The 20,611-nt window shown below is 72.0% G+C and carries 16 protein-coding genes; 8 read left to right on the top strand and 8 right to left on the bottom strand.

The features are described from left to right. Positions 1–47: 47 nt before the first annotated feature. From WMF45_RS01305 to WMF45_RS01275, 7 genes are all read right to left on the bottom strand, one after another. Positions 48–800 carry a BMA_0021/BMA_0022 family TOMM bacteriocin gene (locus WMF45_RS01305; RefSeq protein WP_437715164.1) on the bottom strand — a complete coding sequence of 251 codons (753 nt, stop codon included), beginning with the start codon at positions 798–800 and terminating at the stop codon, positions 48–50. Between the two features lie 160 nt (positions 801–960). Further along, positions 961–2,352: a TfuA-like protein gene (locus tag WMF45_RS01300; RefSeq protein WP_437715163.1), complete on the bottom strand. Its 1,392-nt coding sequence runs from the start codon at positions 2,350–2,352 to the stop codon at positions 961–963. Next, the gene (locus tag WMF45_RS01295; RefSeq protein ID WP_437715162.1) at positions 2,349–3,572 is read right to left on the bottom strand and encodes a YcaO-like family protein; all 1,224 of its coding nucleotides are present in this window, start codon (positions 3,570–3,572) and stop codon (positions 2,349–2,351) included. Before WMF45_RS01295 ends, WMF45_RS01300 begins: the two co-directional genes overlap by 4 nt. 46 nt (positions 3,573–3,618) lie before the next feature. After that, entirely contained in the window at positions 3,619–4,038 is a 420-nt protein-coding gene (locus tag WMF45_RS01290; protein WP_437715161.1) for a hypothetical protein, read from the bottom strand. A 14-nt stretch (positions 4,039–4,052) separates the two neighbouring features. Then, positions 4,053–8,222, bottom strand: a complete 4,170-nt coding sequence (locus tag WMF45_RS01285) for a TOMM system kinase/cyclase fusion protein (protein ID WP_437715160.1) — start codon at positions 8,220–8,222, stop codon at positions 4,053–4,055. A gap of 51 nt (positions 8,223–8,273) precedes the next feature. Then, positions 8,274–10,031 carry a sigma-54-dependent transcriptional regulator gene (locus WMF45_RS01280; RefSeq protein WP_437715159.1) on the bottom strand — a complete coding sequence of 586 codons (1,758 nt, stop codon included), beginning with the start codon at positions 10,029–10,031 and terminating at the stop codon, positions 8,274–8,276. Between the two features lie 386 nt (positions 10,032–10,417). Continuing rightward, positions 10,418–11,221: a hypothetical protein gene (locus WMF45_RS01275; protein ID WP_437715158.1), complete on the bottom strand. Its 804-nt coding sequence runs from the start codon at positions 11,219–11,221 to the stop codon at positions 10,418–10,420. Between the two features lie 333 nt (positions 11,222–11,554). On the opposite strand from WMF45_RS01275, the gene WMF45_RS01270 reads away from it, so the two are divergent. From WMF45_RS01270 to WMF45_RS01245, 6 genes are all read left to right on the top strand, one after another. Then, positions 11,555–12,193: an RNA polymerase sigma factor gene (locus tag WMF45_RS01270; RefSeq protein WP_437715157.1), complete on the top strand. Its 639-nt coding sequence runs from the start codon at positions 11,555–11,557 to the stop codon at positions 12,191–12,193. Further along, positions 12,190–13,467 (top strand): FecR domain-containing protein, encoded by a 1,278-nt coding sequence (locus tag WMF45_RS01265; protein WP_437715156.1) that lies wholly within the window; start codon positions 12,190–12,192, stop codon positions 13,465–13,467. Before WMF45_RS01270 ends, WMF45_RS01265 begins: the two co-directional genes overlap by 4 nt. Then, the gene (locus WMF45_RS01260; protein ID WP_437715155.1) at positions 13,464–14,609 is read left to right on the top strand and encodes a hypothetical protein; all 1,146 of its coding nucleotides are present in this window, start codon (positions 13,464–13,466) and stop codon (positions 14,607–14,609) included. Before WMF45_RS01265 ends, WMF45_RS01260 begins: the two co-directional genes overlap by 4 nt. Positions 14,610–14,733: 124 nt before the next feature. Next, on the top strand, positions 14,734–15,396 hold the full coding sequence (locus WMF45_RS01255) for a hypothetical protein (RefSeq protein ID WP_437715154.1): 663 nt from the start codon (positions 14,734–14,736) through the stop codon (positions 15,394–15,396). 49 nt (positions 15,397–15,445) lie between these two features. Beyond that, the gene (locus tag WMF45_RS01250) at positions 15,446–15,619 is read left to right on the top strand and encodes a hypothetical protein (RefSeq protein ID WP_437715153.1); all 174 of its coding nucleotides are present in this window, start codon (positions 15,446–15,448) and stop codon (positions 15,617–15,619) included. Between the two features lie 201 nt (positions 15,620–15,820). Further along, a complete protein-coding gene (locus WMF45_RS01245) occupies positions 15,821–17,437 on the top strand; it encodes a hypothetical protein (RefSeq protein ID WP_437715152.1) in 1,617 nt (538 codons plus the stop codon). Between the two features lie 118 nt (positions 17,438–17,555). On the opposite strand, the gene WMF45_RS01240 is transcribed toward WMF45_RS01245, so the two are convergent. Further along, the gene (locus WMF45_RS01240) at positions 17,556–18,041 is read right to left on the bottom strand and encodes a GNAT family N-acetyltransferase (RefSeq protein ID WP_437715151.1); all 486 of its coding nucleotides are present in this window, start codon (positions 18,039–18,041) and stop codon (positions 17,556–17,558) included. Between the two features lie 167 nt (positions 18,042–18,208). Between WMF45_RS01240 and WMF45_RS01235 the strand changes: the two genes are divergently transcribed. Further along, positions 18,209–19,186: an AraC family transcriptional regulator ligand-binding domain-containing protein gene (locus WMF45_RS01235; protein WP_437715150.1), complete on the top strand. Its 978-nt coding sequence runs from the start codon at positions 18,209–18,211 to the stop codon at positions 19,184–19,186. A 103-nt stretch (positions 19,187–19,289) separates the two neighbouring features. Then, positions 19,290–20,423: a BPSS1187 family protein gene (locus WMF45_RS01230; protein ID WP_437715149.1), complete on the top strand. Its 1,134-nt coding sequence runs from the start codon at positions 19,290–19,292 to the stop codon at positions 20,421–20,423. The last annotated feature ends 188 nt before the right edge of the window (positions 20,424–20,611 follow it).

The following is a 20,611-nucleotide window of genomic DNA, read 5'->3' as shown; positions in this document are numbered from 1 at the left end:
GATTGCGCGACTCCTCCGTCGCTCGCGGACCAGACGGCGTCGCAGGGTCAAGCGCAGGTGAACGGGTACTGGGGACCCGTGTCGTTGTACGCGGCGAGGGCGATCGGCCAGGCAGCCTCGTCCGGCGGATGCTTGGGGACGTAGACGGTGATCGTCGTCCGAGGGGGCATCAGAAGAGGGGAAGGCGCCCAGAATTGCTCCCAATCGAGATAGCAGAACTTCAACCTGAAGTTCCAGCGAACAACGACGCCCATCGACGCTTGCACGAGGGGCCGAGCGTCCTCCGCATCATAGAGCTTCCTTGCGAAGGCCTGATCGAACCACGTCAGCGCGAGGATGCGGGCCGTGATCACTCCGAATTCGGCGAAATCATCGGGCGCCTCGCTTACTCCATCCGTCGCCTTGCCGAGCATGGATGGGAACCACTCGCAATAGAGCGCGATGGCGTCCGCGGGTCCGGACGGGGCGCCGGGCTCGGCCGGCGGAGGCGGGCCCGGCAAGGTGATATGGAACTCATCAGCGACGCCGAACCAACCGGTCGTTCCGACCGGCCTCCACTCCGGCCTGTTAGGCACGTCGGCAATGGCGAATTTCACGTTGTAGGGGAACTTGATGTTATATTCCTTCTCGAAGAGGGGAAGGACGCCCTGAGGGTTCTCCTTGGATTCCTTGACCAACAGCTTCAGAAAGTCCGAATCGCGCCAGGCATGCGCGATGGCTCGCAGATAGGCGGCGCGCAGGTGGGGAAAGGGAGCGGCGCTGCCCCCGCCGCCGCCCCATGCTTTCGTATTGGTGCCCATGGATCACTCCTCGTGAGAGGTGAATTCAGCAGCGCTTCATGCTCGCGTTCGTGTCCGCTGGAAGCATCCGAACGTGCCAACAGGACAACGCGAGACAGCGTGAGCCGTCAAGAAAATACGTTAAATGCAGCACAGTTTCGACCGGCTCTGCACCGATCCCTCAAGGCTCGTTGTCGGCATCGGCATCGGAAGAGCGGATGTCAGGTGTTCGACGGAGCCTCGTGCACCAGCGGTCGATCAGCACCGATCGGAGCAGCGCTCCTGCGCTCGCAAAGCCGAAGAGCGCGGCGTAGGTCTCCAGATCCTCGGGAACCGGCTTGCCGAGCCGCTCGTTGAAATACCACCGCCACAACGCGTCCGTGTCGCTCACGCCGCTGCCCGCCAGATCCAGAGCGTCCAGCCCCTCACCCGCCATCACGGCCTGCTTGGCGCGAGCCTGCTTCTCCAGACGCCCGTAGCAGCCCATGGCGCGTAGCTGGTCGACGAGGTGACGGCGGACCTCCGGCTCGCACACGGCGGCCGTCCAGCGGAGCTTCGCTTCTCGTGCCATCAAGTCGGCGAAGGACCTGGCGTCGAGCCCCTGCTCGCCGAGCCACGCGCGGGTCGAGGGCCCGGTGTACAGCCCTCGCTCGCGCCGGAACTCCATCGCCGTGCGTTCGAGGTGTCCAGGGCCGACCTTCACCCCGTTGCGCTCCGCAGCCTCCTCGGCGAGGCCGCGCAGCAGCGCGCCCCGGATCGCGAGGGTGTAGAGCGGCTCGTCCCCGAGCAGGCGCAGCTCGTGGAGCAGGGCCTCGACGTCCGCGCTGGGGTCAAGGTCGAGCCGGGTCGCGCGCATGCGCTCGAGGGCCCGCTCCCAGACGTCCGTACGCTGGAAGATGAAGCCGGGCTCCAGCGGCCCTCGATGCATGGCGCGCGCGGCCTGCATGGCCTCGATCATGGCGAGCGCGTCGAGGCGCTTCTGGTCCACGCGCCCGGCGGGGAGCCACCGCTTCAGCGCGTCGAGCATGTGCGGGGCCTCCTCTGCGGCTCGGGCCGCCTGGAGCACCGCTGGCCAGGTGCGATCGGGGTAGAACAGGGTTCTGGAGATGGCGACGAGTCGCTCGGCGAGCGCCGGATCGCAGATGTTCGCCTCGACGGCGGCGCCGAGCGTCGCACGGATATTGACGAGGGCCTCCGACGTGCACCGATAGCCGTGCTCGGCGGATGCGTGCGCGACCGCGACTTCGTCGTCGGCGTCGAGCGCGCCCGAACGATAGTGCTCGAAGATCCGGCCCACGCCGACCATGCCGAAGTCGGCCAGCTCGGCGGCTCGGAGCGCGCCCATGCTCGACGCCCCGAACACATGGACGCCCTGGGACATCGCCCAGAGGATCTCCTTGTGCCAGACCGCCGGGACGCGCTCGAAGAAGCCGTCCACGATGCCAATCCCCCACGGTCGCTCGCGCGCGGCCCGGTAGACGTCTCCCTGGGCCACGGGCGGCAAGACCCGCAGCTCCGGGAGCCCGGGCACCTCCGCGGGCGGCAGGCTGGGCCCGGTGAACAGGACGATCACGACGACACCGCCTGCGCGCGCGGTCCAGGCGTGTACCCAGGGGCATCCCACATGCTTTCCAGCCCGGGCACGACGACGCGGACGACGGGCAGCCCGAGCTCTGGCCGCGTGAGATCCACGACCGCGACCTGGCGGAGCCCTGCGCTGCGCAGCGCAGCGAGCACGGCGGCGAGATCCTCGTCGAAGCGCTCGCTGAACCCGTCGCTCGCGGCGCCGAAGGAGCGCCGCCGCCCCTCGAACCGCTCGATCTCCGAGCGCGCCGCGGCGATCCGCGGCGGCGACCGAAACAGCTCGTACGAGGCCCGGTCGACGTCGTCGCGCGCCCCCGCGATGGCGGTCAGACGGCTCTGGGCGGCCTCGGTCAGGGCGCGCGCCAGGGCGACGGCGCGGGAGCGGTGGCACCCCTGACCGCCGCTGACGTAAAGGACGCGGCCCGGGTGAGGCACGCGGTCGACGATCTCCGCCACGAAGACCGGCAGCCCGAGCTCGCTGCTCGCGTCCCACACGCCCACCGCGAGTTCGGCCCGATCGAAGCGGGCCAGCACGTCGCGGCAGGTCGGATCATCCACGGTATCGAGATCCAGGCGCGTCCGCGCGCGGCCCGCCGGCCCGGCCGCGCGCCACAGCGCCACGGCGTCGCGCTCGACGACCTCGTAGAGCCCGTGGAGCACGGCCTCGATCCGGTGGTTGCCCGACGCGAGCCCCGTCGACGTGGTCAAGAAGCACCCGCTGCCGGGCGGCAGCGGCACGGTGTAGTCGGAGTGGACCACCTCGAGCGGCACCCACAGCGGACCGCCGCTCATGACGTCTTCGCCCTCGATCCAGAGCATCTTGTGATGAGGGTGGAAGGAGCCGATCGAGAGCCGCGGCAGCCCGGCGAGGTCGACGAGGCGGTGCCGCGCCGAGAGCTCCGCAGCGGTGCAGAAGAGGAGCGGCTGCAGGATGTGCTCGGCGTGCCACTGCTCGATGGCCTCCATCAGCCCGGACGCGCGCGCGGCGTCGATATCGAGCCCTTTTCCCTGCGAGACCGACACGGATCGGGCGTTGGGTCGGCACACCATCACCACCGGGATCCCGACGACGTCCAGCCCGGTGACGTCGGCGACCCGGGTGATCCCCATGGCGCGCGTCATCGGGAGCACCCGCTCGACGGTCTCCGCCGGGCTGACCAGGCGGTGCGTGCCTCGGAGAAAGGTCTTGTGCGTGGAGGGCGGGGTCATGTCGTCAGGATCTCGCAGCGAGCGGCGTGGGCTCAGGCGCCCTCGGCTACCGGCGCCTGAAGCTGGTCAGGTTGACCAGGTAGGTGCCGCAGAAATCCGAGCTCACCGGTACTTTCGGTGCTTTCTCGTGTCCTGCCCGCGCGTCCATGTCCACCAGCTGCTGGGGATCCGGCTCGTCCGCCACGTGTCCTATCTGCGCGCCCATATCCACCAGATCCTTGCACCACGATTGCACTGAATCTGCTGCCCTGCGGCGGCGCTTCTTCGTCAACACGTCCGATGGCACCTCGTAGTACAGGGTCTCGGTGCCCTCCTTGTTCGGCACGGCCAGGATCATCGTAAAACCCCAGCATTGGTCGTCCGGCGCATCGTTATCACCCCTCGTGTCCTCCTTTGCCGCGCGGGTCGTGATCCTGTCGTCCGTCGCCCCCTTCGGTGCCGCGCTGGTGGCATTCTCATCCTTCATCGTATCCTCCTTTGTCACGTTGGTTGCTGTCCTGAACCCCTCGAGCTCTCGCCCGTGCTCGGCTGGCCGGCGCCCGCAAACAGCAGCGAGTCGGCCTCGCGAGCATCCGGAATGTCGGTGATGCCCGACCGGAGCCGGCGGAGCCGCTCGACATCGTCGAGCTCCACGCGCCCTTCAGCCCTGCGCAGGCGAACGAGAGCCACCTGCGCGCGCAGCGCGAAGAGCCGGGCCCTCTGCGCCTCGGCCATGTCCCTCGCGCTCGCGAACGCGGCCGCCGCCTGCCCTGGGTCTCCTCTGGCCCGCCACACCTCCCCGAGCAGCCGGTGGAGCTCCGGATGGTAGCAGCGCTCCTGTGTCGTGAACGTCTCGCCGAGCGCCTCGTCGATCGCCTCGCGGGCGCCCTCGACGGCGCCGGCGGCCAGGCAGGCGTCGGCGAGATGCGTGGCGTAGAAGGTGGTGACCATGCCCGAGCCCATTCGCCGCCAGCGCGCGATGGCGCCTCGGACGCGCTCGAGTCCCTGCTCCGCCTGTCCCGAATGGACCATGGCCCAACCCCCCAGCGCATCGGCGAGCACCACGAACGCGGGGAATCCATGCTCGGCGGCGACCTTCCCCAGCGCGTCGGCGTACCTCTGCGTGTCGGCCACCTCGCGCCTGAGGTGGTGAATCCACGCGCCGATCTGATAGGCAATGGCGATGGTGAAGGGGTGCTCCGTCGCTTCCGCCGCGGCGATCGCCTCCTCGTAGATCCGCACCGCGCCATCCGGCTCGCCGCAAATACACGCGCTCATGGCGTGGGTCACGCGCACGACGATACTCGGGTTCCAGCCATAACGCGCCATGTAGAGGGGCAGCTCTGCCGGCTGGTAGAGCTCGATGACACGCCGGTGGTGACGCTCGCCCTCGGTGTGGTCCCCCAGCCAGGTGGTCACGTTCGCCAGGATGAGCGACGCCTGCGTCAGGGCGACGACGTCATTCGTGTCCTCCGCCAGCTTCGCGCACTGGGTCGCGATGTCCCGGGCCGCCGTGAGATCGCCGCGGAACAGCGTGAACATGGCCATGCCGTGCAGCGCCTGGCTCCCCCGCTCCCGCTCGCCGGTCTGCGTGGCGAGCTCGATGGCTCGATCGTAAATGCTCTTGACCTCGGGCGCCGACCAGCCCTTGGTCGTGATCAGCGCCGGCATGATGATACCGTTCAGCCCGAGCTCCATCTCGGCTCGCTCGTGCTCCTGCGCTATGGCCGGCAGCCACGCGATTGCCTGCTTGGCCCCGGTGATCGCCTCCACGTACGCCGACCGAGCCAGCGCCGCTTGCGCCGCCTCCTGCGCGTAGCCCACGGCCTCCCGCATCTGCTCCGCCGCCGCGTGGTGGTGCGCGAGCAGATCCGGCCGCGTCCGGACCACCTCCGGAAACCCCTCCTCCAGCGTCTTCGCGATGCGCGCGTGGCTCCGCTGCCGCGCGCCGGTGGACAGCGACTCGTACGCCGCGTCCCGCACCAGCGCGTGCTTGAAGCTCCCCACCGCCTCCTTGCCGCGCCGCCTGCGCAGCACGATCCCCGCGCTCATCAGGCGCTCCAGATCCTCTGCCACCGCCGCCGGGCCGAGCGGGCTCGCGGCCGAGAGCACCTTGACGCTGAACTCCCGGCCCATCGCCGCCGCGAGCTGGGCCGTCTGCTTGGCGCGCGAAAGACGATCCAGCCGCGCCGTGAGCAGCGCCCGCAGCGTCCCCGGGATCGCCGCGCCCGAGAGCGGCCGGGTCAGCTCGTAGCGATCCTCCCGCTCCACCAGGAGCCGCGCATCGATCATCATCCGGAGCAGCTCCTCGGCGAAGAGCGGCACCCCGTCCGCGCGGTCCGCCACCTGCTCTATCACGGCGGGAGGCAGCGCCTTGTGGCCCGAGAGCCCGGTGAGCATCTCCTCCATGTGCGGGCGCTCCAGGCGGCTCAGCGGGAGCAGCAGCATGTCGGCCGTCGAGAACGACGGTGAGAACTCCGGGCGAGCCGTCATGATGACGCACAGGGGGGCCGCGGGCGCCTCGCGAACGAGCTGGGCGAGGAACTCCATCGTGGTGGGGTCGGCCCAGTGCAAGTCTTCGGCCACCAGGAGGACGGGCCGCTCGTCGGCGATCGCGAGGAGCAGCGACGCCACGGCCTGGAGCGTCAGCGCCTTGTGCCGCTGCGGGGAGACGTCGAGCGGGGCGTACGGTTCGCCGAGGGGCAGGGAGAAGAGCGGCACGAAGAGCGGCATCGCCTCGGCCAGCGTGAAGCCGTGGCCGGCGAGCTCCCGCTCGATCCGCGCGATCTTGCCGCCCGCGTCGGGCTCCTGATCGAGCCCGAGCGTGCGCTCGAGCAGATCGACCACCGGACGGAGGGGGCTGGTTTGCGTGTCGGGCGAGCACCGCGCCTCGAGAAAGGTGTGGGCCTCGCGCGCCAGCCGATCGCGCAGCGCGCGCGCCAGCCGGCTCTTGCCGATGCCGGGCTCGCCCGTGATGAGGATCGACTGGCCCGCCCCCTCGCACGCGCGGCGCCACCGCTCCACGAGGAGCCCGGTCTCCTGATCTCGGCCGGAGAGCGGCGCCTTCGAGCCGTCGGGGGTCGGCCAGCTCGCCGCGGCGCCGTGCTCCTGCCGGAGGCGGTAGGTCTCCACCGGCGCCGCGATCCCCTCGATGGCGCGGCCCCCTTCGCTCTCGAGGTCGAACGAGGCGCGCAGCAACGCCTGCGACGCGGCGCTGGCCGCCACGGATCCCGGCGGCGCCAGCGCGGCGAGCCGCGCGGCGAGCCGCGGGGTGGCGCCGGTGACGAGGCACGCGCCGTCGAGGTCCCCCAGGTTCCCGTCGACGACGAGGCCGGTGTGGAGGCCGACGCTCACGTCGATCCGCGCGCCCGGCGCGGCGCTGCGCGGGTCCTCGGCGTCCTCGGCGCCTGCCATCGCCAGCGCCGCGCGGGCAGCGCGCCTGGCGTCGTCCTCCGCCGCGCTGGGGTAGCCGAAGTAGACGAGCAGATCGTCGCCGAACGCCGCGGCCACATACCCGCCGTGGCGGCGCCCGAGGTCCGCGCAGCGGGCGAGCGCCGCGCGCAGCGGGTCGTCCAGCCGCTCGACGTCGACGGCGTCGAGGGCCTGCGCGACGGCCGCGCGCGCCCTCACGTGACAGCAGAGGGCCGTCAGCTGCCGGCGCTCGCCGTCGAGCGCGGGCGGAGCGGGCTCCCTCCGCCGGTCGAGCGACGTGGCGACCCTCGCGATCGAGGACAGAGACCGCGTGTCCCCGCCGGCCGGGCGGCCGCCGGCGCCGAGCATCACCTCGCGCGAGAGCCCGCGCAGGGTGCAGGCCTCGAGCGCCTCGAAGAGCCCGCGGGCGGTGACGTCGCGCGCGCCCTCGTCCTTGCGGAGAGCACGGGCGAGCAGGTCGCCCAGGGGGTGGTGCTCGAGCGCGGCGGGGATCGGGACGGGATCGGGGCCGAGCAACCGGTAGAAGATCTCGGCCTCCGTGCCGCCGTACGCCGGCTTGCCCGTGAGGCACTCGAGGAAGACGAGGCCCCACGAGAACAGATCCGCGCGCGGCGAGGCCTCGGCGCCGCGCCACTGCTCCGGCGCGCCGTAGCCGGGCGTGCCCAGCGCGTCGTGGCTGCCGGTCAGGCGCGCGGATCGCCCGTCGTCGAGCGTGGCGCCGATCCCGAAGTCGAGCACCAGCGCGTTGCGGCGGGCGCCCGTGGGGATCACCATGATGTTGCTCGGCTTGAGGTCGCGGTGGACGACGCCCGCCGCGTGGGCGCAGGCGAGGGCGTCGAGCGCCTGGAGCATCAGGTGCCGCGCCTCGGACGGCGCGAGCGCGCCCTCTCGCTGGAGCAGGGCGGCGAGGTTGTCGCCGGGCGCGAAGGCGAACGCGGCGTAGAGGGTCCCGTCTCCTGCCTGCCCTGCGTCGACGAGCTGGACGATGTTGGGGTGGTGGAGCTGGGCGCAGAGCCGCGTCTCGCGCAGGAAGCGCGCGGTCCGCCGGTCGGCCTGCGCGGCGCCTCCCTGCTCGGCGAGGCGCAGGATCTTCAGGGCGATCGGCTGCCCGGTGGTGAGCTGGCGGGCCTTGTGCACCACGCCGAAGCCGCCCTCGCCGAGCTTGGCGAGGATCTCGTAACGCCCGTCGAACGTGGCGCCTGGCGCGAGCGCGGCACCGTCTGCGGCATAGCACTGCATGCTCGATCTCGTGGTCGCTGGAGGCGCTCGGAGAGCGCTGGTACCGCGCCCTCAGGGCTCCTTGTCGGCGTCGAGCACCGCCAGGAGATCCGGGTCGACCTCACCTCCGAGCAGGTCCAGGACCTCGCGCACCCGCGCGAGCTCGCGCCGCAGCGTCCGATGATGGTTGCGGTTCTTGAGCAGCATCTCCTGGCCGAGCAGCGTGAAGGCATCGTCACGGTTGCCCGTCCGGTGCACCGCCGCGCCGAGGACCATGCCCCGAAATGCGTCGGTCAGCTCGAGCGGGAGCGGGGCGACGCCGCCCCGGCGCCGCTCGGCCTCGTTCACGAAGCTGAGCGCCGCCCGCCAGAGCAGCCTGGTCAGCGCGCTCGGCTCGGCGTCGCCGTCGAAGGTGAGCGCGCGCTCGACGTGGCGCCGCTGGATCACCAGATCGCCGCCGAGGCCGCTCTGCCCCGCGAGCTGGAGCGCGTAAGCGCGCCGGACGATGTTGTCGAGCTGCCGCAGGTTGCCCGGCCAGGGCGCGGACGCGAGGAGCTTCATGGCGTCGGGCTCGAAGCGCGCCGCCCCCTTGCCGTCGGCCTCCTGATGGCGCCGGTTCAGCATGTAGTCGGCCCAGCGCGGGAGCTCGTCGAGCCGCTCGGCGAGCGGGAGCAGCCGCACCGGCAGCACGTTGATGCGGTAGTACAGGTCCTCGCGGAAGCGGCCGGCGCGCACGGCGGCGCGCAGATCGGCGTTGGTGCCGACGAGGAGGCGCGCGTCGGCGCGGCGCTCCCCCGCCCCGTCATCGCCCAGCATCCGGTAAGCGCGCTCCTCGATGAAGCGCAGGAGGCCCGCCTGGGCCTTGAGCGAGAGCTTGTCGATCTCGTCGAGGAACAGCGTGCCCTTCGCGGCGCGGGCGACCGCGCCAGGGTTGTCCTTGACCGCTCCGGTGAAGGCGCCCCGCTTCCAGCCGAACAGCTCGGCCATCTGCAGGTCCTCGGGCACGCCGAGGAGATCCAGCGATTCGAAGGGCTGGCCCCGGCGCTGGGAGTGCTCGTGGCACCAGCGCGCGAGCCTGGATTTCCCGGCGCCGGTCGGGCCGGTGATCAGGATGGTGTCGTCCCGCGGGGCGAAGGCGCCGAGCAGCTCGACGAGGTGCGCGGTGCTCTGACCGACGACCGGCAAGAACTCGTCCGGGCTCGCCGGCTCGTCCGAGCGAACGGGCAGCGCGCGGGCGGCGATGAAGGCCCCGGCGATGCTGGCGAGGATCGCCAGCTCCTCGTGGCACTCCGCCCAGGGGAGCTCGAGTCCGGCGGCCCCCCTGCAGCTCACCTCGATCGCGATCATGCCGTCGACGCTGCCGCCCGGCGCGCGCAGCGGGACGACATGGACGTGGGTCGCGTCGCGACCGAGCATCCGCTCGCGCGTCGCGTCGCCGGGCATACCGGCCGCCTCCGGCGCGTGGCGGAGCGCGATGGCCCCGTCCGGCATCCACGAGCGGAGCGAAGCGCGCTGGACGTCGATCGAGACGGAACAGCGGTGCTTCTCGATCCAGCTCCAGACGCTGCCGGAGGTGAGATAGCCGGTGCCTTCGATGCGCGCGCCGCTCGGGCGGTCGATGCCGAAGAGGCGCTGGTAGCTGTCCTCGGGACGGAGGTGGACGACGCCACGCAGGATCCGGGCGCGGCTGGCGAAGGGGCTGCCGGCGAGCGCCTCCTCGACGCAGGTGAACATGGCCTGGAGGACCGCCGTTGCAGCCTCGTCGAAGTACGTGGCCGACACCAGGCGGGGGACGAGGGAGATGAAGCGCTCGTCACGGGACGCGGTCACGGTGGGGAGCAGAAGAGCAGGAGAACGGGGGCGGGTCCAGGTGGAACGAACAGGCTCGCGTCTCCCGCGGACGCAGTGCGTCCGGCCGGGACGCGAGCCCCTTCTTGCCTCGGAGGCCGTGGCAGCGCCGGCGTCCCGCCCGAGGGACCACGGGAGCCGCCGCGGGTCCGAGATCGAGGTGGCGCCGCCGGTGCTGCTGCTCGGCGTCGGTGCTGGAGCCGGAAGACGCCAGCTCCTGGAGGCGTCACCTCGTCTTCTTCGTGCGCCGAAAGCCGCCACCACACCGCCGGCGGGGCGACGAGCATCACCTGCCACAGGCCGCTGCGGACGACGTCTCCGAGGCGCGCGCGCGTCCGCCTCGGCGGACGCGCGTGGGAGAGCGGGTATCAGCCGGGGGTCGGGACGGCGATCTCTTCGCCGCCGCCCGCGCCCTCGTCGCCTTCATCCTCGTAGCCTGCGCCCTCGTCGCCTTCATCCTCGTAGCCTGCCTCCTCGTAGCCTGCCTCCTCGTCGCCTTCATCCTCGTAGCCTGCCTCCTCGTAGCCTGCGTCCTCGTAGCCTGCCTCCTCGTAGCCTGCCTCCTCGCACTCGTCATCGCGGCCGTCGCGGTCATCGCCGTCTCTGTCGTCGCTCCACCCGCTCTGGGGGTGGTGGTTGTCCTCGTCGTCGGCATCTGCGGTGCCGTCGTCGTCGTCGTCCGCGTCCTCGTAATCGGACGTTCCATCGCTGTCCCAATCGACCTGATCGAGCGGGTTGCGATCGCACCGGCCGTCGGACTCGTCGACCTCGCCGAGATCGATGTCGTCGTCCGAATCGTCTCTCGTCTGCGCTCTGACCTCGTGCGCGGGGGGATTGGCGACCGGGAGCAGCGAGGTGAGCTCCCCGCCGGCGACGGAGGCGAACTGCACGTGCGCGGTCTCCTCGTCCCCCTTCATGAGCCCAAGAACGTATCGAGCCCTCTTGGGAAGCGTGAGCCGGAAGTTGCCCTGCGCGTCGATCGCCGCGGAGTAGGTCTTCGCCTCCTGGGAGCCGGCCTGGGCGACCGTGGCGACGACCGAGGTCGCCGCCGTGCCGGACTTCAGGTGGCCGCGGACGCTGCGAATCGCCGCCTGGCTTTCACCGGTGCTCTCCGTCGCACCGCCGCTGGTGCAGGCGACACCGCCGAGCGCCGTCAGGCCAACGAACAACATTCCGAACCAAGTGGAACGCCTCATAAAGTACCTTCTTTCGATTGCCAAGGATGCGTGGCACTGTGTTTCCGCTGTTCAAGACAGCTCGTGAGGTAGAGAGCCGGGAGCGTCCGCCGTTGGCTCAAGAAAATGAATCGCCACCGAGCGGCCCCACCCCTATCGGCGGGCCGTCCTGCCCGGCCTCGTCACACGAGGGCGCGGGCGGCGCGGCCCCTGCTCGCCGGGCCCGCCAGACTGCCATGCGCCGTGCTGAAAAAACTTGAGCCGGCGAGCTCGCGTCGGGGCTCTATCCCTCAGGTGCCCCCGCTCCCGATCGCCACACCGGTGAAATCGATGTCCCCGCGGCCTGCGCCGGGGCGCAACGTCGTCTCGCTGCAGCCGCAGTCCGAGCGCTCGGACGACGAGCTCGTCCAGGCGATCGCGGCCGGCGAGCCGTGGGCAGCGGCGATGCTCCTCGATCGGTACGGACCGCTCGTGGAGCGGCTCATCCGGCGCGTCATCGGCCACGACCCCGAGCTCCTGGACCTGGTCCATGACGCGTTCGCGACCATCCTCACGTCCATCCACCAGGTCCGCGACGGCCACGCCGTGAAGGGGTGGATCTCGTCGGTGGCCGTCCACACGGCGCACCGCGCGATCCGCCGCCGCCGCTTCGCGCGGTGGCTCTTCTTCTGGGAGCGCGACGAGGAGGTGCCGGAGCCCTCGTCCGTGCCGGCGCATGGGCCTCGGGAGGCGCTCAGGCGGGTCTACGCGACGCTCGACGAGCTCTCGGCGGAGGACCGGATCGCCTTCACGCTCCGTTTCATCGAGGAGATGCCGCTAGAGGACGTGGCCAGCGCCTGCGGCGTCTCGCTCGCGACCGTCAAGCGGCGCCTCGCCCGCGCCGAGCAGCGTTTCTCCGCCCTGGCGAAGCGCGACCCGGTGCTGCGGGGGTGGATGGAAGAAGGGGATCGATGGACCACAAACCGATGAGATCGCGCGCAGATCTCCTGAGCGAGGTCCGCGCCGCCTCCGACGCCGGGGCCTTGCCCGCCGAGAAGCTCGATGGGGCGCGCCGGCGCGCGCTGGTCACGTGGAAGGCCGCGCAGGGGCGCCGGTCTGCGCGCCGCCTCGCGGCGGTGTGCGCGACGGCTGCGGCCCTCGTCGCAGGCGGGCTCTTGCTTCCCCCGCGGCGGCCGGCGCTCACCTACGTCGTCGGGCCGAGCGCGGAGGTCGGCCAGCCCGGGGCGTGGATCGCCGCCGAGCGCGAGGCGACGGCTCTCAGGTTCTCGGAGGGGACCGTCGTGACCCTGGCGTCGGGATCGCGCGCGCGGGTGACGCAGGCGGACGCGGAGGGGGCCTCGCTGCTCCTCGAGCGTGGCGCCGTGCGCGCCCGCGTCGTCCACGTGAACGCGTCGACGCGGTGGAGCGTCCACGCCGGGCCGTTCGAGGTCGCCGTGGTCGGGACCGAGTTCGACCTCGCCTGGGACCCGGACCGGGATCGGCTGGACGTGGCGCTCCACGAGGGCCGGGTCGTGGTGAGCGGTCCGCTGCTCGACGACGGGCGCACGCTCGTCCCGGGGGAGCAGCTGCACGTGAGCATCTCCGAGAACCGGAGCGAGCTCTCCAGGGGCATGCCCGCGGAAGCCTCGCCGTCGGCCTCGGCGACCTCGCTGCCCGCGGCGGGGCCGCCTCCGGCGGCGGGCGGGGCTGACCCGCGCGCCGCGACCGAGTCGCCCCTGGCGGCGGGCGGGGCCGGACCGAGCGCCGCGACGCCGCAGCCTGCGCCCGAGCGCCCGCGCAAGGCCGCGGCCGAGCCGGGCTGGCGCGCGCTCGCGGCGCAGGGCCGGTACCGCGAGGCGATGGCCGCCGTGGAGCGAGAGGGGTTCGAGCGCGTCCTCGCCGGCGCGAGGCCGCCCGACCTGATCGATCTCGCGGACACGGCGCGCCACTCGGGCGAGTTCCGGCGCGCCCGCGAGGCGCTGCTGCGGGCGCGGCTCCTCGGCGCGCGCGGGAAGTCCGCCTTCTTGCTCGGCAAGCTCGCCGCGGATCACCTGGGCGCCCCGGGGGACGCGCTCACCTGGTTCCAGACGTACCTCGACGAGGAGCCTGGCGGCGGTCTCGCCGAGCAGGCGCTCGGCCGGCTCATCGAGCTGCGCCAGCGCCGCGGGGACGCCGCGGGCGCCCGCGCCGCGGCGGCGCTCTACCTGCGGCGCTATCCAGGCGGCGCCTATGCGTCGCTCGCGCAGGCCGCGGCCGCTCCTTGAGGGCCCGGGCGCTCGCGGCCGCGGCGACGCTCGCGCTCGCGCTGAGCGCAGGCCCGAGCCTGGCCGAGCCGGTGCGCGTGCTGCTGATCCCGCCGGGCGCCGCCGATCCGGTCACCGCGAGCCTCCTCGACGAGCTCGTCGCCCTCGGGATCATCGTGGAGGTTGAGGCCAGCGCCCAGGGAGATCTTCACGCGCTCGCGCGAGCGCGCTCGGCCCGCGCTGCGCTCCGCGTGGATCGCGGCCGGCGCGCGGTCGAGATCTGGGACGCCGGGTCGGAGAGCGTGTTCCGGGTCGATGCGCGGCCGGATGAGCCGAGCGGAGCCGCGGCGGGGCTCGCGCTCCGCGCCGTCGAGCTGCTGCGCGGGCGCCTGATCGAGGTCCCAGCGCCTCGCGCGGCTGCGGCTGCGGCTGCGCCCGCAGCGGCCGCGCCGTCGGCGGCTGCGCCCGCAGCGGCCGCGCCGTCGGCGGCTGCGCCCGCAGCGGCCGCGCCGTCGGCGGCTGCGCCCGCAGCGGCCGCGCCGTCGGCGGCGCCTGCGCTGGTGCCGCCGGCCCCGCCGAAAGCGCTCGCGCCCGGCGCCGCCCGGGCTGCCGGCGACGGCGCAGAGCCCAGGCGGCGCACGTCGATCGGGCTGCATGCGGGGCCGAGCATCGTGCTCCAGCCGGGCAGCGCCGTCTCCCCGGAGGGGGCCGCCACGGCCGGCGCCCGCTGGAGTCTCACCGACCGGCTCGACGGCGAGGTGTTCGCGGTCGTCCCCCTCGCGCCTGGGACCGTCGACTCCCCGACCGGGCGCGCGCGGATCTCGACCGCCGTGGTCGGCGCCGGTGCGTCGGTAGGCCTGCTCGATCCGCGGCTGCCGATCTCCGTGCGGGCCGGTGCCGGCGCCGGGGCCGGGTTCTTGAGCTATCACGGCCAGGCATGGACCGGCGGCGTGCGAGGGCGCGACGGCACCGCCCCATTCGCGCTGCCGTTCGTCCGCGGGGACATCGGGTGGGACATCCATCCTGTCCTGGCTCTGCGCGCTCAAGCGCTTTCGGGGATCGCCGTCCCCCGTCCCGTGATCCGGCTCCCGGGCCGCTCCAACGTGCCCTTCGGTCGGCCGCTGCTCGCGTTCGGCCTGGTGCTGGAGGCCGGGATCTGGTGACGGGCGCGACGGCGGCGCCCTCACGGGCAGAGGACGGCGCGCACACCTCGAAGTGTGCCTGTTGCAACAGGTCAAAAAAGGTGAGCCCTTTCCCCGCGCCCCGGTCTCCTCTGGATCAGCCGCCATGAGATCCCGCACCGCGCCACGACATCTCGCCGCGCTCGCCTGGCTGCCCGTGCTCTTCCAGCTGGCCGGCCTCGGGTGCGGCGACACCCTCATCGACGTGCTCGTGCCCGCCGACGGCGGCAGCGGAGCAGGCGACCCGGGGGCCGGGGGCGGGGCCGCCGACTGCGCTCCGTCCCTAGCCGCGTGCGAAGGCGGCTGTGTCGACCTGTCCACGAACAACGCCAATTGCGGCGCATGCGGCGTGGTCTGCTCCGGCGGCGCCTTCTGCGGCGCGGGCCGCTGCGTCTGCCGCGAAGGCGACGGGATGTGCAACGGCGTCTGCACCTTCCTCGACGCGGATCCGCAGAACTGCGGGGCCTGCGGGATCCGCTGCGGGAGCGGCCAGTTCTGCCGTCACGGCGCCTGCGAGGAAGGATGCTCGCCTCCCCAGATAAGCTGCGACGGCGAGTGCGTCGATCCGGAGTGGAGCGACGGGGACTGCGGCTGCGGCGACATATGTGACGAGGGCGAGGAGTGCCACGACGGGGAGTGCGACTGCGTCGCGCCGGAGGTGAGGTGCGGCGAGTCGTGCGTCGACCTGGACTCCGATGGCGAGCACTGTGGCGACTGCGACGTGTGGTGTGGCGACCGGTCGGTGTGCGTCGATGGCATCTGCCAATAAATGGCTTCTCCCCCTCTGTGCCAACGTCGTCCTCGACCTGTTCAGTCGCATGACCGTTGGCTGGCTGCTCGCCGAGCGCGAGAGCGCGCAGCTCGCCGAGCAGCCGCGCACGGGCACGACCAGCGACGCGCCCGAGCCTGGCGCCACGCCCGCCGCCGCGACGCGACCTCAGCCGCTCACGTCCCAGAGCCGGAGCGCGCCTCTCTGCGCGATCCACTCCTAGAACACCGATCACGTTGATCAAGCGAGAAATGAACCGCCAAGGCGCCATAAGACGCCAAGAAAACACAAAAATCTTGGCGTCTTATGGCGCCTTGGCGGTTCGAAATTCTGCGCTTTTCAGGCAGTTTCAACCCGTTTGTCGCTCTAGGATTCTCGTCCGGCCTGTCTCAAACCTGTTGGCATTTTCCGAAAGGTTGCGCTCATGTCCAATCAGCTGCCGTCGTCTTCCTCTGCTCGATCGTGGTCGTCCCGCTCGCGAGCCATCTCGCTGTTCGCCCTGTTCGCCCTCCCGTCTGCTGTCTCCTCGGCGGGGTGCGCTGACAAGCCGGACAACATCGACGACTCCCATTCCACGAACGGGGAGGGCGGCGCCGGGGGTGCCGGGGCTACCGGAGGCGCACCTGGAGAGGAGTACCCGGGTGCGCCTCTTGCCGACACCGAGGTGGCCGAGCTCGCGCTCGACGTGTTCGGCACCATCGGCAACCGCTACTGGTTCGCCGTCTCGGAAAAGCAGCTCGAGCTCATGAACGCAGGGGTCAACGTCTTCGGGGGGGGATACGGCGAGGAGGAGGCGGCCGGGGATCCCTACTCACCGACCGGGGAGAACACGACGACCGGGAAGGACACGACGACCGGGAAGGACACGACCTTCGTGGATCACCTGTGGGTGACGACGGCCGGCGCCGAGGGCAAGACGGCCGACTACGGCAAGGTCCAGGTGGGGCTCGCCGGCGAGTCGACGCGGCGGCCCTGGACGAAGCAAACCCTCCCCAACCTCAAGATCGACGCCGACGAGTTCGTCGAGAAGCAACGGCTCGGCGGCTTCGAGCACCTGCGCTTCAACAACGCCCAGGTCGGCACCATCTTCCGCGAGCGCCTCACGCTTGACCTCTATGCTCGCCTCGATTACCCGGCCCCCCTGGCCAACTACGCCTGGGTATCGAGCAACGTCTGGGGCGCGGAGGTGGCCATTCCCTACATCGTGGTCGAGCGCTACAAGAAGGCGTTCTGCTCGCGCCTCGCGGACAAGCTCGGCGGCGGCTGCATCAACATGTGGGAGTTCTTTGGAGACTTTGCCGTCGACGTCCCGGGGGGCGGCGTCACCCCGCCCCCGGACGACATGGAGACGTCCGGCGCGAACGTCTTCGACGATCCAGGGAGCTGCCAGCTCAAGGAGTGTGACAATACCCGCGCGAAGGAGCTCGAGAAGGTGATCGCCGAGACGCCGCGTGGCGAAGGCTTCAAGGCCGCCCTCGCGGGCTGGATCGACTGGCCGGCTTTCCACCGGTTCCAGTGCCTGTCGTGGGTGCTCGCCACCGGAGACGACGCGCTCCACAACAGCAACAACGTCGTACTGGTCGAGCGGGCCGATGGTCTGTTCCAATATCTGCCATACTCGACCGACGTCAGCCTGGGGCAGTACTACTTTCCGATCGCCACGCTGGCCGGCACGAACGCGCTGGCGCGCGGGTGCCAGAGCGAGCCGGCCTGCTGGGCCGACACGATCGCGACGTGCGAGGAGGTGCTCAAGGAGTTCGTGGCGCTGGACCCGAACGCGGCGCTGAAGGGTATCTACCAGCAGCTGTCGGACGAGGGCATGCTCCGCCCGGGCGACGAGGAGCGATACAAGGCTCTGGACGCCTGGCTCACCGAGCACCTCGCGATCCTGCCGGTGGATCTGGAGAGGAATCGCGCGCAGCCGCAGCCCTGCATGCTTCCGCAGATCGAGTGCGGCGGCTCCTGCGTCGATCCCCAGGACTGCGGCGCCGGCGTCGGAGCGGGTGGCGGCGGAGCGGGCGGCGGAGAGATGGGCGGCTGAGACCCGGGCGAGGGCGGCGCGGGGAAACTCGACGAGGGCGGCGGACCGGCGGATTGACGGTCAGGGAGCGCTGGCCCGATCGAGCCCGGACAACAGAAGACGCCAGCTCCTGCCAGCGTCACCTCGTCTTCTCGAGCGGGCGTGAGAAGACGAACACCCGGAGCCCGCTCACCGGCACCACGCTCTCGTCCACCAGCGTGAAGCCGTGCTTGCGGTAGAACGCGACGTTGCGCGGCTGCTCGGTGCGCAGGACGCAGGTCGTCCACCGCTGCGAGAGCACGGCGAGGGTGCGCTGGAGCAGCCGGCCCCCGTGTCCGCGCCCGGCCAGCGACGGCTCGACGCCCAGCGAGCAGAGGTAGACGCTGCCTTGCCCGAGGAAGGGGCGAACGCGGGCCATCGCGGCGTCCTCGTGCGCCGACAGCCGCCACCAGACCGCCGGCGGAGCCTCGAGCATCACCCGCCACATGCCGCTGCGGACGACGTCTCCGAGGCCCATGCCCGCGTGCGCCGGGGACCTCCAGTCCACCGAGCCGACCCCGGGCTCGAACAGCCGCCCGCCGTGCCGGTCCGCGTGCGCCAGCTGCGCTCCGAATACCGTGGTCATCGTTTGCGGTCGCCGGGCGGGGTCGGGCTCCGCCCAGCAGATGAAAGGATCTTCGTGAAACGCCCTGGCCAGTATCTGTGCAGCAGTCATGTGCCCACCATGCATTCGAGCGTTTGTCCACGCGCGCCAGTTGCTTGTCTTCGCGCGCCACGTGGTACCCTCGCGGCATGCCCGTCGTCGCCGCGACCGCACAGGCCATCTCCGAGGCGCTGGGTCGCTTCGGGGTCGATGTTCCGCGGCTGAAGATCGGCCCCATCCACGACGACCTGGCGCTCGCGACGTTGTGGGCCCGGGCGATCGCGCGCACGGGCCGGCGGACCCTGCCGCTCGAGGTGGGGTTGACGATGCCGCTGGGCACGATGGGCGTGGTGGACTACCTCGCGGCGTCCTCGGCGACGGTGGGGGCGGCGCTCACGGTGGCCCAGCGGCTCTTCCCGCTCGTCGCGCCTGGCGTCCAGCTGCTCCTCGAGCGGCTGCGGAGCGGCGTGCGGCGCGTGGTCATCGTCAACCAGCCGCCCTTCCCGGGGGAGCTCGAGAGCGACCTGCTGGTGCTCGGCATCGTGCTGGCGCGGATGCGGGCGCTGGCGAGCCGGCCTCTCGAGATGCCGTCGCTCGAGCTCGCCGAACCCAGCCCCGAGCCGCGCGCGCGGTGGGTCGAGCTGCTCGGCGTGGCCCGTTTGCGGTTCGGCGCGCGGCGCACCGCGCTGCGCTTCTCGTCGGGCGACTGGACGACGCCGCTGCGCAGCGCTGACCCGCGGCTGCTGGCGACCCTCGAGGCCACGGTGGGGGACGAGCAGCGCACCGGCGACGCGCTGCTCGTGGCCGTGCGCGCCCTTGCGCTGCGGCGCCTGCCCGACGCGCCGCCCCTCGGCGAGGTGGCCTCGGCGCTGGGGCTCAGCGTGCGCTCGCTGCAGCGCAAGCTCTCGCTGAGCCGCACCTCGTTCGTGGAGGTGCTGGACGAGGTGCGCCGCGATCGCGCGGAGCAGCTGCTGGACGAAGGGGCGCTGACGCTCGGCGAGATCGCCGCCCGTGTGGGGTTCGCCGAGCAGGCCTCCTTCACGCGCGCGTGGCGGCGCTGGCGCGGAGAGGCCCCGTCACGGAGCCGCCGCCACGGATCGGCGCTCGCGCCACGGCGAGGCCGGTGAAGCGTCGCCGTGCGCGCCCGCGCCGCGCTGCGTGACCGAGAAAATCGCGAGCTCCGGCTCGTCCACCGCGGGGCGCCGGAGGGGATCTGGTAACGTTTCGAGCATGCGGATCGCGGCGTGGATCGGTTGCGCCTGGTGGACGCTCGGGTGCGTGGCGTGCGGCGGCTCGTCGAGCGACGGCGGCCCCCCGGGCGCTGGCGGCGGAGCAGCCACGGGCACCGCGACTACCGGGACCGGCGGCGCCGCCGCGACCTCCGGAGTCGGTGGCTCTGCGGGCGGCGCGAACGGCGCGGGCGGCGCGAACGGCGCGAACGGCGCGAACGGCGCGGGCGGCGCGAACGGCGCGGGCGGCGCGGGCGGCGCGGGCGGCGCGGGCGGCGCGGGCGGCGCGCCGCGCGAGCTGCACGTGGACACGAGCTCACCCGAGCTCAGCGAGATCCGGTTCAAGCCCAGCGAGCTCGATCCGGAGGTCTCCGACCGCGACCTGGAGCAGGTGGCCCTCCTCGACACCCGGGTCGCGCGGTTCGCGGGCAAGCTCGTCGTCACGCTGTCGGGGAGCAGCCAGCCTCCTGGCCCGCTCGACCTCACCCGCTTCGTCGCCGCGCGCGGCTTTCACGCGTTCGCGGTCGCCTACAAGAACGACTACGACATCCTTCAAAATAATCCGGACACGTTCGGCGACGCGCGGCTCGAGGCGTTCGACGGTCAGGACCACACCGCGCTCATCGAGGTGACGAGGGCCGACAGCATCGCAGCGCGGCTGGCGAAGGCGCTCGCGCACCTGAAAGAGGTCCACCCGCGAGGCGACTGGGGCTACTTCCTCGAAGACGACGGGAGCCCGCGCTGGTCGGTCATCATCTTCAGCGGCCACTCGCACGGCGCGAGCTCGGCCGCCCGCATCGGCAAGGTCGTCCGGCTCGATCGGGTGGTGTCGCTGGCCGGGCCGCGCGACACGAACCCGGTGAGCGCCACCTGGCTCTCGGAGCCGTCGGCGACGCCCGTGGATCGCATGTTCGCATTGACCGGCGAGCGCGATGAGCAGCACCGGGATCACCTCAAGGCATTCGACCTCATCGGCCTGCCCGGCGAGCTCGTCGAGGTGGACGTCCCGGGCGCGGCGCCGCCGTACGGCGGGTCGCACCGGCTCGCGCTCAAGGACGGCGACCACGGAGCCTCCGGCAATTGCGGCGCGCACGTCGCCGTCTGCGAGGCGATGTTCGGCTTGCCGCTGCCGTGATGTCGCGCTCCCCGTCGAGTGAGGTTGCCGCGAGGACCTGTTGGACGTGGGGCGTGACGGACGACAGCTGCCGCGAAGCGGCTTCGTTCAACATCATCCCTGCCACATGGCCCCATCGACAGGTTCGATTGATCGCGGCCCATTCTGCCAGGATCAGGCTGCGAGCACGCGGGCGCCGCCGCGCGACG

The organism is Sorangium sp. So ce448 (genome assembly GCF_051520915.1).
Taxonomy (GTDB): domain Bacteria; phylum Myxococcota_A; class Polyangia; order Polyangiales; family Polyangiaceae; genus Sorangium; species Sorangium cellulosum_B.
Note: the sequence above shows the minus strand (reverse complement) of the source record. Positions and strands in the feature narration are given on the sequence as shown.